This window comes from Streptomyces sp. NPDC040622 (assembly GCF_055593965.1).
This window is the reverse complement of the sequence record NZ_JBVIXD010000004.1, coordinates 419,663-432,180: the sequence shown is the minus strand read 5'-3', so window position 1 is coordinate 432,180 and position 12,518 is coordinate 419,663. Positions and strand designations below refer to the sequence as shown.

General features: G+C 69.8%; 10 protein-coding genes. 6 read left to right on the top strand and 4 right to left on the bottom strand.

What is annotated here, in order from left to right:
- The first annotated feature begins 150 nt into the window (after positions 1-150).
- The 4 genes from ACZ592_RS13605 (at position 151) to ACZ592_RS13590 (ending at position 6,309) form a co-directional block, all read left to right on the top strand.
- On the top strand, positions 151-3,549 hold the full coding sequence (locus ACZ592_RS13605; RefSeq protein WP_471581690.1) for an ALF repeat-containing protein: 3,399 nt from the start codon (positions 151-153) through the stop codon (positions 3,547-3,549).
- A 101-nt stretch (positions 3,550-3,650) separates the two neighbouring features.
- Entirely contained in the window at positions 3,651-4,055 is a 405-nt protein-coding gene (locus ACZ592_RS13600; RefSeq protein WP_471581689.1) for a hypothetical protein, read from the top strand.
- A 236-nt stretch (positions 4,056-4,291) separates the two neighbouring features.
- Positions 4,292-4,819 carry a hypothetical protein gene (locus ACZ592_RS13595; protein WP_471581688.1) on the top strand — a complete coding sequence of 176 codons (528 nt, stop codon included), beginning with the start codon at positions 4,292-4,294 and terminating at the stop codon, positions 4,817-4,819.
- A 110-nt stretch (positions 4,820-4,929) separates the two neighbouring features.
- Positions 4,930-6,309, top strand: coding sequence for a trypsin-like serine protease (locus ACZ592_RS13590; RefSeq protein WP_471581687.1), 1,380 nt, complete (start codon positions 4,930-4,932; stop codon positions 6,307-6,309).
- Between the two features lie 194 nt (positions 6,310-6,503).
- Here ACZ592_RS13590 and ACZ592_RS13585 read toward each other — a convergent pair whose 3' ends face one another.
- The 3 genes from ACZ592_RS13585 to ACZ592_RS13575 all read right to left on the bottom strand — a co-directional run bounded on the left by ACZ592_RS13585 (position 6,504) and on the right by ACZ592_RS13575 (position 9,280).
- The gene (locus tag ACZ592_RS13585; RefSeq protein WP_471581686.1) at positions 6,504-7,169 is read right to left on the bottom strand and encodes a deoxynucleoside kinase; all 666 of its coding nucleotides are present in this window, start codon (positions 7,167-7,169) and stop codon (positions 6,504-6,506) included.
- A gap of 416 nt (positions 7,170-7,585) precedes the next feature.
- Positions 7,586-8,656 (bottom strand): ATP-dependent DNA ligase, encoded by a 1,071-nt coding sequence (locus tag ACZ592_RS13580; protein WP_471581685.1) that lies wholly within the window; start codon positions 8,654-8,656, stop codon positions 7,586-7,588.
- A 123-nt stretch (positions 8,657-8,779) separates the two neighbouring features.
- Positions 8,780-9,280 carry a MarR family winged helix-turn-helix transcriptional regulator gene (locus tag ACZ592_RS13575; RefSeq protein WP_471581684.1) on the bottom strand — a complete coding sequence of 167 codons (501 nt, stop codon included), beginning with the start codon at positions 9,278-9,280 and terminating at the stop codon, positions 8,780-8,782.
- 111 nt (positions 9,281-9,391) lie between these two features.
- On the opposite strand from ACZ592_RS13575, the gene ACZ592_RS13570 reads away from it, so the two are divergent.
- On the top strand, positions 9,392-10,618 hold the full coding sequence (locus ACZ592_RS13570) for a metal-dependent hydrolase family protein (RefSeq protein WP_471581683.1): 1,227 nt from the start codon (positions 9,392-9,394) through the stop codon (positions 10,616-10,618).
- Between the two features lie 39 nt (positions 10,619-10,657).
- Here the strand turns inward: ACZ592_RS13570 and ACZ592_RS13565 are convergent, their stop codons facing one another.
- Complete coding sequence (locus ACZ592_RS13565) at positions 10,658-11,434, bottom strand: alpha/beta fold hydrolase (protein WP_471581926.1); 777 nt, start codon at positions 11,432-11,434, stop codon at positions 10,658-10,660.
- A 147-nt stretch (positions 11,435-11,581) separates the two neighbouring features.
- Here ACZ592_RS13565 and ACZ592_RS13560 point away from each other — a divergent pair, with 147 nt between their 5' ends.
- Positions 11,582-12,430, top strand: coding sequence for a helix-turn-helix domain-containing protein (locus ACZ592_RS13560; RefSeq protein WP_471581682.1), 849 nt, complete (start codon positions 11,582-11,584; stop codon positions 12,428-12,430).
- The last annotated feature ends 88 nt before the right edge of the window (positions 12,431-12,518 follow it).

Below are 12,518 nucleotides of genomic sequence, written 5' to 3'. Positions count from 1 at the left end.
CGGTTCGCCTGAGCGTGGCGTTCATCGGTCCGGTATTTCCTGGGGGGTTTTCCTGTTGCCCGCTGGGGCTATTGAAAAGGCGAGTCGGCAGCGTGAAAGCAATCAACAGGTAGAACGCTGGTTCTGAATTCTCGAGAAAGAGTTGTCTTCTTGACTGCCACCTTCCTAAGCCGACGCGCGCTCCTCGTGGGCATCGCCGCCGGAGCGGCCGTTGCCGCTGTCCCGACCATCGGCAGTGGTCGCGCCCACGCTGCCGGTCTGCCCGACATTCCCGATGACGCGGGTCTGCCCGACACCGACCGGGGCAAGGCCGTCTGGGCGTACAAGCTCGGCGGCAAGGCGGTGAAGGAGGCCGCTGCCGCCGCCCTGACGACCGGTTCCGTGAGCGCCTTCCTGGCGACCGGCTTCGACCGGGCCCGCGCCGAGGACAACAGGTTCACCCTGTTCGAGTCCCTCGCTTACGCCGGGAAGTCGGTCAGCGACAGCGTCTCCACCGCACTGTCGGGTGGCGACAAGGCCATCGACTCGTATCTGTCGGACGGCTGGCAGAAGCCTCTGGTGACCGACCTGCGCGTCGAGACGTTCACCGTCATGAGCGGCGGTGGCAAGGCCGTCCAGCGCGAAGCGTCCAAGGCGTTGGCCGAGGGAAGCCGCAAGGCCCTGGACACGTTTCTGACCGACACTCAGTACACGGCCCACGCCGAGGACGAGAAGGTCGAGGTCTTCACCCTCCTCAACGGTGCCTCGCCCGAGGTGAAGAAGTACGCCGAGCGGGCACTCGCCGACGGGACTCCGGAGGCGGTCCACTGGTTCCTCGTCACCGGCCAGCACATCGCCCGTGCCCGCGACGAGGAGAAGGCGACGATTGATCAGCTCGTCGCCATCGTCGAACGCGAGGGCAGGCAGGCCAAGGCGACCACGGAGCGCGCCGTCGCCGCATCCGACCAGGCCAAGGCCGCCGCGGAGAAGGCCAAGCAGGCCGCCCTCACGGCCGCCGAGGAGGCCAAGGCCGCCAAGCAGGACGTGGACAAGGCGGCCAGTGCCGCCAACAAGGCCGCGGGCGCCGCCCGTGGTGCGGCCGCCGCGGCGACGACCGCGATCTACGCCTCGCGGACCGCGCAGGCCGCCTCCGCCCGTGCCACCCGCGCCGCGCAGGCCGCGGCCGCCGCGGCCGCCACCGCCGGCCGGGCCGCCTCGCGTGCCTACGGCGCCGCCATCGCCGCGTCCAAGGACGCCTCCCAGGCCCGTGCCGCGCGCCTGGCCGCCGAGGGCGCCAGGGACGCCGCGAAGAAGGCGCGCACCGCGGCCAAGGCCGCCGACGCCGCGTCGACCGCCTCGAAGCAGGCTTCCGCGGCGGGTGGTTCCGCCGCCTCCGCGGCCCGGAACGCCGCTGCCGCCGCGACCGCGTCGGCCGACGCCGCCGACGCCGCCGGAGTCGCCACCTCCCAGGCCCGTGAGGCACGCCAGGCCGCGGGCGAGGCGAACTCGGCGGCTGCTCGTGCCACCCGCGCCGCCGCCACCTCGCAGTCCCTGGCCAACCGGGCGTCCGCCGCGGCCGCGACCGCGCATCGCGCCGCCAACTCCGCGGCCGACCACGCGGACAAGGCCGCCGACGCTGCCGAGGACGCGGCGAAGAACGCGGGCAAGGCCGTCGAGTACGCCAAGCGCTCCACCGCGTACGCCGAACAAGCCGTCAAGGCCGCCAACACCGCCATGGACGCGGTCAAGGAGGCCCAGGAGGTGGAGAAGGCGGCCCGCGAAGCCGAGACGAAGCGGATCGAGGAAGACACGCAGGCAGGCATCGCGCTCGCCCGGGAACAGGCGAAGCAGGAGGCCGACACCCTCGAACGCATCGAGCGCCAGCGAGACTTGGCCGATCAGGCCGACAAGGCGACCAAGGATCTCATCGCCGGGGCCGAGCAGGCCCTCGAAGCGGGGGACCGGGCCAAGGCGATCGTGGCGGGTCGCAAGGCCACCGCGAGACTGCTGGACAGCCATGGCACCTGGACCAGGGCAGCCGCCGAGTTCGCGCTCGCCGGAACCGATGCGGACGTCCTGAACTGGATCGACGTCGACCGGGTCGCCGCCCAGCGGCAGGACGACCGCGAAAGTGTCCTCGTTCTCGCCGAGGTCGCCCCGGCGGCCGTGGCCGAGGCCGCGCAGAAGGCCATCGACAGCGATGATCCGGACGCCGCCACCACGTTCCTGGAGACCGGCCGGATCAAGGCCTCCCTGACCGACAACCGGGTCGCGGTCTTCAAGATCCTCGGGCTGGAGCCCGGCAAGGCCGTCAAGGAGGCCGCAGAGGCCGCTCTCTCGGACGGCAGTGCCGAGGCACTGGACCGGTTCCTGACCTCGGGCCTCGGCAAGGCGCTTCAGGAGGACGACAAGGTCGAGGTCTTCCGGCTGCTGAACGACGGCGGCCCGAACCTGAAGTCCGCCTGCCAGGTCGTCCTGGAGGGCCCGGCGCGGATGCGGCGGTTCTTCGTCGCACGCGACCACCACCACATCGCGCAGGTCGACCACGACGCCGCCAGCCACATCTCGGCGATCCGCGCGTCGATCGCACACGCCGCGAAGGTGGCCGCCGAGGCGCTCCAGGACGCCGCGCACGCCTCCAAGGCGGCTGCGGAGGCCAGGAAGGCGGCCAAGGAGGCGTCCGACTGGGCGAGCAAGGCGAAGAACTACGCGGACGACGCCTCGGAGTCGGCCGGCGAGGCACGCAAGAACGCGGCGGCGGCCGACGCGTCCGCGGAGAAGGCCCGCACCTCCGCGCAGAGCGCGAAGAAGGCCGCCACCACCGCGCGCACCGCTGCCCGCACGGCGAACTACGCGGCCAACCAGGCCTACGACTCCGCCGGCAGGGCGGTCGCCTCGGCCAACTCCGCGCAGGCCTCCGCGGCCAAGGCGAAGGCGGCCGCCGTCCAGGCGGGCAAGGACGCCAAGGCCGCGGCGGTCGCCGCAGGCGAGGCCCGCAGCATCGCCATCGCCAAACGGAAGGCCGAGGCCGCAGCAGCGGCCAGGGAAGCCGTCCGTAAGGCCAAGGAAGCCAAGGCGACCAACAAGAACCCCGCCGACACGACGGCCAACGACCAGTGCAAGGTCGAGGAGCCGGGGACCTGGCTCGGGCACAACGCCCAGGAATGGCAGGACGCGACCGGACAGGCCAGCACCGTCCTCGGAACGCTGAGCTTGGGGGCCATGGGCCTGGGCGGTCTCGCGCTCGCCACCGGGATCGGCGCCCCGGCCGCGCCGTTCCTGTTCGCCGCCGGGGCCATCCTGGGAGGCGCGTCGTGGGTGGCGCAGGGGTTCAACGTCCTCGCGCACGGCTTCGACGACCGCATAGGGCGCGGCTGGTGGAGCGCGCAGTTCAAGGAGTCCCTGGGCATGTTCGCGCTCGGCGGCATCTTCATGGGCAAGGGTGCGATCGTCAGCAAGCTCGGCTACGGCTTCAAGGTGGCCAAGGACGGCGTGAAGAACGTGGGCGCGGCCATCAGTGACGCGGCCGGCGGGATCGTCACCACGACCATTGGATGGCTGACCTGGTAGCGGACTTCCGTCCCGCGAGAGCAGAAGAAAAATAAAAGAGACGGGTGGCGGTACCCGGCCGTCACCCGTCCATTCGCCCTTTCCGTCTGAGAGAGTTCATCATGTTCGGTTCCGGCCTTTCCGTCGGCCAGTGGATGGTGCTCGCGGCTGCGTCGTCATTTCTCCCCGGCCTCGCCATGCTGCCGTACATCAGGAAAGCGAAGAAGAAGGCACTGGTTCCTCTCTTCTTCGTCGTTCCCGCCGGCATCGGAGCGCTCGGCATCTGGGGGAGCGCCGCGGCGCGTGGTTACGGCGCGGCGGAGTCCCTTGAGATGTACGCCTGGTGCATGGCAGGGCTGGCACTGCTCATCGTCCTCGGCCGCCCCCAGATCAAGAGGAACGAAGAACTTCAGGCTGCGGGCAAGGAGATGGAGCAGCCATCGGGCCTCTATATGGCGGTGGTCTTCGTGTCCCTGGGAATCGCCGCCATACTTGCTTTCCTGGTGAGGAAATACCTCATTATGTGACCCGCGTCCCGCGTGATGGGTGCCACATTCGATCATGCGGGATCCGTGCCTTTCACGGCCGTCACCGGCTGGACTTTCCGTGAGGGGGATGATTGTGTTGACATCGCTTCCCGTGGGAAATGTGCACGAATTCCCCCCTCCTTTCTGGGTGTGCGGAAATCCGGCCGGCCTTCCGGTCTCCCCCCTCTGTTTCCCTTCCCCTTCCCCTTTCTACTTCGTGAAGAGGACATCACTTGATGAATCCCGTACGGCGGATCTGTGCCATCGGCGCTGCTGCGGCAGCCGGGGCCGTCGCCATCGTCGCCCTGTTCCCCTCGACCGGCTCGGGCGACGCCGTGGCTCGGCCACGGGTGGACGGCAGCAAGGCGGTCGCGGCCGCCGACAGCCAGCCCGGCTACGCGGTCGAGGACTTCAACTACCCCGATGCCGACCGGATCCTGAAGGACCAGGGCATCGTCCTCAAGCGCGGCGACGGACACATCACCCTCGCCGAGTGCGGCTCCGCCGACGGCCTGATGGAGGTCTACTCGCGGCGGAACGACAGCATCTGCTTCCGCACCACCGGCACCTCCGGCTACCTCACCATGGAGATCCCCGCCGTCTACGGCGTGAAGACCAGTGCCATGGACGCCGATCTCAAGTTGAGCGCCGAAGGCAAGCAGTCGACGGTCACGGTCGACAAGAACACCTTCAAGCCGGTCGGCGAGACCGTCGACCCGGGCGGACGTGAGCACGTCCTCCTGGAGATCCGCACGTCCAAGTAGCCCCCGCCCGACATCACGCGCACAGCGGGCCCGCGGCACTCCGCCGTTCCACGACGCCTTCGGTGCGCCCCGCAGCACTTCACCAGTCCACAAACAAGGGAACGAAACACGTGTCCGGCAGCAAGACCCGCTCGGCGCGGGCGCCCCGTCTCCTGGCGGCGGCTCTCGTCTCAACCATCTGTGCCCCGGCCCTCGCGATGCTCGCCACGGCACCCGCCGCCCACGCTCTGACAGGCGACCGCGCCCCGGCCGGTGACCACTCCTTCACCGCGCAGCTCCACATAGGCGGGAAGGACCCCCTCCGCGGCTGCTCCGGCGCGGTGGTGAGCAAGCAGTGGCTGCTCACCGCGACGAGTTGCTTCGCGACCACCCCCGGCGCCGACGTTCCGGCCGGGAAACCGGCTCTGAAGTCCACGGCCACGGTGGGCAAGCAGAGCATCGACATCATCGAGGTGGTCCCGCGTGACGACCGCGACGTCGCCATGGTCCGCCTGGCTCAGCCCGTCGCCGGCGTCGCCCCGGTACCGGTGGCCGGCGATGCCCCCGCCGCGGGCGAGACCCTGACCGGTGCCGGGTTCGGCCGCACCAAGACCACCTGGGTGCCGGACGCGCTGCACACCGGGTCCTTCCGGGTGGATTCCACAGACAGCACCACCGCCGCCCTGACCGGCCTGGACGGCGCGTCGGTCTGCAAGGGCGACGCCGGTGGGCCCCTGCTCCGCGTCAAGGGCGGCAAGTCCGAACTGGTCTCGCTGCACAGCCGTTCCTGGCAGGGCGGGTGCCTCGGTTCGCAGTCCACACGCACCGAAGCGGTGGACGCACGGGTCGACGACCTGGCCGGCTGGGTCAAGGACGTCAGCCACCGTGACCAGATCCATCCCGCCGACATCGACGGCGACGGCAAGGCCGACCTCCTCGTCCACCGCACCAACGGTGATGTGGTCTACCACCGCAACCTGGGCAGCCGTTTCGCGGCCGGCACGGTCATGTCCTCCGGCTGGGGGCGCTTCGTCGACGGCAAGGACATGGGTCGTCTGTACTTCTCGGACGTGACGGGTGACGGCAAGGCCGACCTGGTCGTGCACGGTCGTGACGGCAAGGTCGTCGTCCGTAAGAACATGGGCACGTACTTCGACGGTGGCACCGACTGGTCCAGTGGCTGGGGACGTTTCGTCGACGGCAAGGACATGGGTCGTCTGTACTTCTCGGACGTGACGGGTGACGGCAAGGCCGACCTGGTTGTGCACGGTCGTGACGGCAAGGTCGTCGTCCGTAAGAACATGGGCACGTACTTCGACGGTGGCACCGACTGGTCCAGTGGCTGGGGGCGCTTCGTCGACGGCAAGGACGTGGGTGTCCTGCGGTTCGCCGATGCCAACGGCGACAAGAAGGCCGACCTGTTCGTCTACGTGATCAACGACGGCACTGTGTCCGTCCGTAAGAACATGGGCAACTACTTCGACGGTGGCACCGTGATGCTCACCCTCTGACAGCTCATCGAGTGGCCGCGGCCGGACAGCAGCAGTCCGGCCGCGGCCACCCTGTTGTGGCACCGCGGGCGCCGGCGCCCCAGAACGGCCCAGGCACGGCGAGCCACTTCCGTTCGCTTCACCGACCTTGGCATGCCGCAGGTGCGTCGGCGAGCCGCGGCACTGGATCCATCCGGCGTCAGTACCGGGGCAGGTCACACCACCGGGCGTCCAGTCCGAGCCAGGGCGTCCCTGACCTCGCGGACCACGCGGGACGCGTCCTCGGGGTCATTCACCACGTCGGTGTTGTTCATGTCGATGACGAGAACCTCGCTGGCCGAGTAGTGCTGGTGAACCCAGTCGTCGTAGCCGGACCACAGGGTCCGGTAGTACTCGACGAGATTCTCGTCCTGTTCGAAGGCGCGGCCCCGCAGGCCGATCCGGTGCAGCACGGTCTCGAAGTCCGACTGCAGGTAGATCATGAGGTCCGGCGCCTTGCGGTAGGGCAGGCCGTCGATCTCGCGCATCATCTCGTCGAGCAGACCCTCGTACACCTGCATCTCCAGGGAGCTGATGCGGCCCAGGTCGTGGTTGACCTTGGCGAAGTACCAGTCCTCGTAGATGGAGCGGTCGAGGACGTTGTCGCCCTGCTTGTACGCCACCTTGATCGCGGCGAACCGCGTCTGCAGGAAGTAGAGCTGCAGCAGGAAGGGGTAGCGCTTGGCCTGGATCTCCTCGGGCGTCGCCGTGTAGAAGAGCGGCAGGATCGGGTTGTCCTCGACACTCTCGTAGAAGACCTCGCTGCCCAGATCCTTGGCGATCAGCTCGGCAACACTCGTCTTGCCGATTCCGATCATGCCTCCGACGCAGATCACCGGCACGCCTCACTTCTCCCCGGGGTCGTCTGTCCACCCGCGCGCGGACCCACCGCCCCCACGAGCCGCCGTGCAGCTTAGATGACAACGGAGGCAGGCTGTGCCGTGGGCCCGAGGTGTGCGGAGTGGATCAGGGGCCGATGCGCCTGCGCGCCGCTGATCAGAGGCCGGTGCCGCGCGCAGGCGGGCCGCGTGGTCCAGGGCGACGCGCAAAGGCTGCGCGCGCCGCACGATGTCGTCCTGCGGCACGAACCTGCGGCGCGGCTCCCTGGACCTGCCTGGGCACGCGGTCGCCTACGCCACGGTCCACCGCGTCGGGCGGCACGAGCGCCGGACCGGTGCCGACGGCGACGGCGACGGCTCCGAAGTAGGCAAGGGGTCGGTTCACGGTGCCGGGGGTGCCGGCGGGGCGCGTGAGGGGGTCAGGCGGGGGAGCCCAGGACGTCCGTCAGGGTGTGGCGCACCGGTTGCTCCAGTTGTGCGTACGTGCAGCTCTCCGGGGTGCGGTCGGTGCGCCACCTGCGGAAGGCGGCCGTGTGGCGGAAGCGTCGGCCGCCCTCCATGTGGTCGTAGGCGACCTCGCAGACCCGCTCCGGGCGCAGCGGTACCCAGGAGAGGTCCTTCTTGCCCGACCAGCGGCTCGGGGCGCCGGGCATGCGGGCGTTCTCGTGGGCCGCCTCGTCCGCCCAGGCCCCCCACGGATGCCCCTCCGCGGACCCCATCCGCAGCGGCGCAAGCTCCTCCACGAGTTCGGCGCGGCGCTTCATTGAGAAGGCCGCGCACACGCCCACGTGCTGCAGCGCGCCCTCGTCGTCGTACAGGCCGAGAAGCAGTGAACCGACGACGGGGCCGCTCTTGTGGAGGCGGTAGCCCGCGACCACGCAGTCCGCCGTGCGCTCGTGCTTGATCTTGTACATCAGGCGTTCGTTCTGGCGGTAGGCCAGGTCGAGCGGCTTGGCGATCACGCCGTCCAGGCCCGCGCCCTCGAACCGCTCGAACCACACCTGCGCCTCCTCGGGGTCCGTGGTCGCCGGCGCCAGGTGGACGGGGGCCGTGACGCCGGCCAGTGCCTCCTCCAGGAGAGCCCGCCGTTCGGCAAGGCCTACGGTGAGCAGCGCCTCCTCCCCGAGGGCGAGGAGGTCGAAGGCCACGAACGAGGCGGGCGTGCGCTCGGCGAGCAGCGTCACCCGGGAGGCGGCGGGGTGGATGCGCTCCGTGAGCGCGTCGAAGTCGAGGTGTCCGTCCTGGACGATCACGATCTCGCCGTCCATGACACAGCGTTCCGGCAGGCGCTCCCGCAGGGCCGTCACCAGCTCCGGAAAGTAGCGGGTCAGGGGCTTGCCGGTGCGGCTGCCGAGCTCGATGTCGTCGCCGTCCCGGAAGACGATCGCGCGGAACCCGTCCCACTTCGCCTCGTACTGCATGCCCGGCGGGATCTTCGCCACGGGCTTGGCGAGCATGGGCTTCACGGGAGGCATGACCGGCAGATCCATGCTCCAAATCTAGGAGGGGTCCACGCGGTCCGCCTGTTCAGCTCGCGTCCGGAAAGAGCAGGTCAAAGAGAAGGCCGGGGCGTGGACCCTCCGGAGTCCGTCGCCCTGCTCCCTGCGGGCCGGTCAGCCCTCCGACCGGGTGCTTTCGATGCCCCCGTCGTGACGGTGCCGCCGGGTGGAATAGGCGCCGGCGTCCTGGCCGTAGCGGATCAAGAACTGGGCGAATCGGGTGCGGTCGGCCGGGTCCCACGCCGCGGTGATCTGCTCGAAGGTCACGCGTTGTTCGGAGGCGAAGCGATGTCGCTCGGCCTCGCCGGCGTCCGTGAGCTCCAGAACCGTGCGTCGTCCGTCCGCTTGGGACGCGGCCCGGCGCATCAAACCGTCGGCGACGCAGGCGGCGATGGTGCGGCTGGCGACGGGTTGGGTGACGCCCATCTCGGCGGCGATTCCGCCGACCGTCATCTCCCCGGGCGCGTCCGCGACCACGTTCAGGACGAGGTTACGGGTGAGGTCGCCGCGCCCGCCGGAGGTACGCCGCCGCAGCCGTGACAGCGCAGGTCCGACCTGGTCGAGGAGGGTTCCGTCGGTGCCTGGGTCCGGCAGGGAGCTGCTCGTACGGCTCATACGGCCATTCTAAGAGTCCCGACCCTCATGCATGTGCATCACATTCAGCATGTCCATAGCATTAGGTATAGGTTGAGGTGAGTGGATCAAACTCCAGGAGTGAGGCAAGCCATGACCGTGACCGCTATCACCGGTGCCCGGGTCTTCGACGGTGAGAAGACGCTGGGCGTCCTCAACGTGCTCGTCGACTCCGGGCGGATCGCCCGCCTCGGCGGCGACGTCCCCGAAGGAGCGGAGATCGTCGACGGCAGCGGGGCAACGCTGCTGCCGGGTCTGATCGATGCCCACGTCCACACCGGCCCGGACGCGCTGGCGCTGGCACTGCGCTTCGGGGTGACCACCGAACTGGAGATGCAGGGCACCCACACCCGCGACAACCGCGCTCACATCAGCGCCGACGACACCCTCGCCGACGTACGTTCCGCCGGTTTCGGCATCACTCCGCCGGGCGGCCACCCCAGCGAGCTGTTCCCCGAAGGCTTCCGTCCCGGCCCGCCCGCAGGCGCCGAGCCCACCGGTCAGCCTCCGCTCATGCCGTTCTCCACCACCCCCGAGGAGGCTGTCGCGTTCATCCCGCAGCTGATCGAACGCGGCTCGGACTACATCAAGTTCATGGTCGACGACGGCAGCGTCGAAGGGCACCCCGGCCTGCCGATGCTCGACCAGGCCACCTTGAACGCCGGCGTCGCCGAGGCCAAGCGGCACGGCATGCTCACCGTCGCCCATACCCTGACCGTGGACGCCACCCGCATGGCCGTCGAGGCCGGTATCGACGGCCTCGCCCACCTCTTCATGGACCGGCCGCACACCGACGACACCATCAGCATGATCAAGGACGCCGGGGTCTTCGTCGTGCCCTGCGTGGTTCTGAACGCCTCCATGATGGGCATCACCGGCAGCGGACTCGCCGACGACCCGCGTGTCGCCTCGCGTCTCGACGCCGACTGGGACAAGGCGCTGCGCTCCAGCTTCGGCCACTACCCGCAGGGCAGGATCGAAGACGTCCTGGCCACCGTCAAGGCACTCGGTGACGCCGGCGTGGACCTGCTGGCGGGCAGCGATGTCTCGCTTCCCCTGCCGTTCCTGGGCGGACTCGCCCACGGCGCCAGCCTCCACCACGAACTGCAGTACCTGGTCCGCGCGGGCCTCACCCCCGCCCAAGCCCTGCGCGCGGCGACCGCCACCACCTCCCGCCGCTTCGGCCTCGACGACCGCGGACGCATCGCCGAGGGGCTGCGCGCCGACCTCCTCCTTGTCGACGGCGACCCCACCACCGCCGTCTCCGACACCCTCAACACCCGTGCCGTCTGGCGCCGCGGCACCCGCCTGGCGGCCTGACGGACACCGTCCGCAACGCCTCCCCACCGACCTTGAACGTCAGCCGGCCGGCGCGAAGGCGGTGATCGCGTCGACGAGGTCGGCCGGAGATTCCAGCGGGATCAGGTGACCCGTATCCGGGATCACCACGAAGTCGGCTGCGGAGAGGTGGGGCACCAGGTTGTCGCGGAGCACGTGGATGGGTTCGACCCGGTCGTTCTCTCCGGCGACGACCAGTGCGGGGACGCTGATCCTGCGGGTGTGCGCGGTGATGTCCTCCGCGATGCCGCGCAACGGCCACTCCGTGCGGGCGGCATCGGCGCCGGCACGCGAGTCGGCCGCAATCCGCGACTTGACCGACTCGGGCAGCTCGGTCGCGGTGAGGATGGTGTCCCGTGCGCCGGCGACGGACTCGTCGGAGTCGTAGGCGTGGGAGAGGGCTTCCCGGTACTCGGGAGTGATCTGCGTGGCGGGTTGCGCCGGGCCGGGGGCCACGAGGGCGATCCCTCGAAGGCCGGCGGGCCGGGTCGCCGCGATCAGCTGCGCGACCTTGCCGCCCATGGAATGACCGACGAGGACGTACTCGGTGACGCCTGCGTCGGCGATCACGGCGAGCGTGTCGTCCGCTAGCCGCTGGAGCGTGTAGGGACCGGGCAGACCGCTCGATCGGCTCCACCCGCGGAAGTCGACCGTGAGGACGTCGCGCCCCGCGAGGCGGTCGACGACGAGGTCCCAGGTGCGGGCGGAACCACCCCAGTAGTGCAGGAACACCAGGGTCGGCCCCGCCCCAGCCAGATGGTCGTAAGTGGGCAATGGCGGCTGTCGTGTCGTGTTCATCGATGTCGTGCTCTTCTGCGTCGTGGTCATCGCAACTCCTCGGTCACTGTCTCGATCAGTCTTCTGGGGCGGTTCTTCCCCATCGATTGGGTCTTCCCATTGGATCTCCACCGGCCCTTCCGGGGCATCGGCGCGACTGGTCACCCGATGGTGGAAACTGGACACGTGACCGCGATCCGGCAGATGACCTATCAGCCCGTCCGGCGCGGTGCCGCCGCTGTCGAGACGATGACGTTCGGCCGCCTTCGCGAGCTGAACGACGGCGGCACGCAGCGCGCCGACTTTCACGTCCTCGCGCTCGTCGACGCCGGGCACGGATCGGTCACCGTGGACTTCTCCGTACACCCGCTCCAGGAGCGGTCCGCCGTGTGGGTCGCTCCCGGCGCGGTGCACCGGTGGGACGACATCGCCGACGTGACGGGCCACGTCGTGCTGTTCGTCTCGACCGCACCCGTCACCCACGCCACCCGGGAGATCGCCGCGGCACCGGACCTGGTCGCACGATGGAACGTTCCTGACGCCGACTGGCCGTTCGTCGACGCCGCGCGCAGCCACCTCCTGCTCGAAGCGTCCGCCCCGCCCGCGGACACGTCGACGGAGCTGCCCGAGATCCTGCTCTCCGCGCTCATCGCCCGGCTCCGCCCGCCGCACGGCGAAGCGGGGTCGGCACATCCGGTGTTCCGACTGTTCAGGGCCAGTGTCGAAGCGCACTTCCGGGAGCACCACGATGCCGGCTACTACGCCCGGACCTTGGGCTACGCGCCCCGCACCCTCTCAAGAGCGGTGCAACAGGTCACCGGCCGCACCGCGAAGGCGTACATCGTCGATCGGCTTGTCCTGGAAGCCAAACGGCTCCTCGCGCACGAGCGCCTGACCTCGGCCGGCTGTGCCGGCGCGCTCGGCTTTCCCGACGCGTCGAATTTCTCGGTGTTCTTCCGCAACGCGACAGGCGTGCGGCCGGGGTCGTGGCAGGCGACGGTGACCGGCGAGGCGTGAGAGCCGGCGTGAGAACCGGCCTGAGAACCGGCGTGAGGGCCGGGGCGGGCAAGGGTGAGACCCTGCCACTCACTCGGTTGGCCGTTGG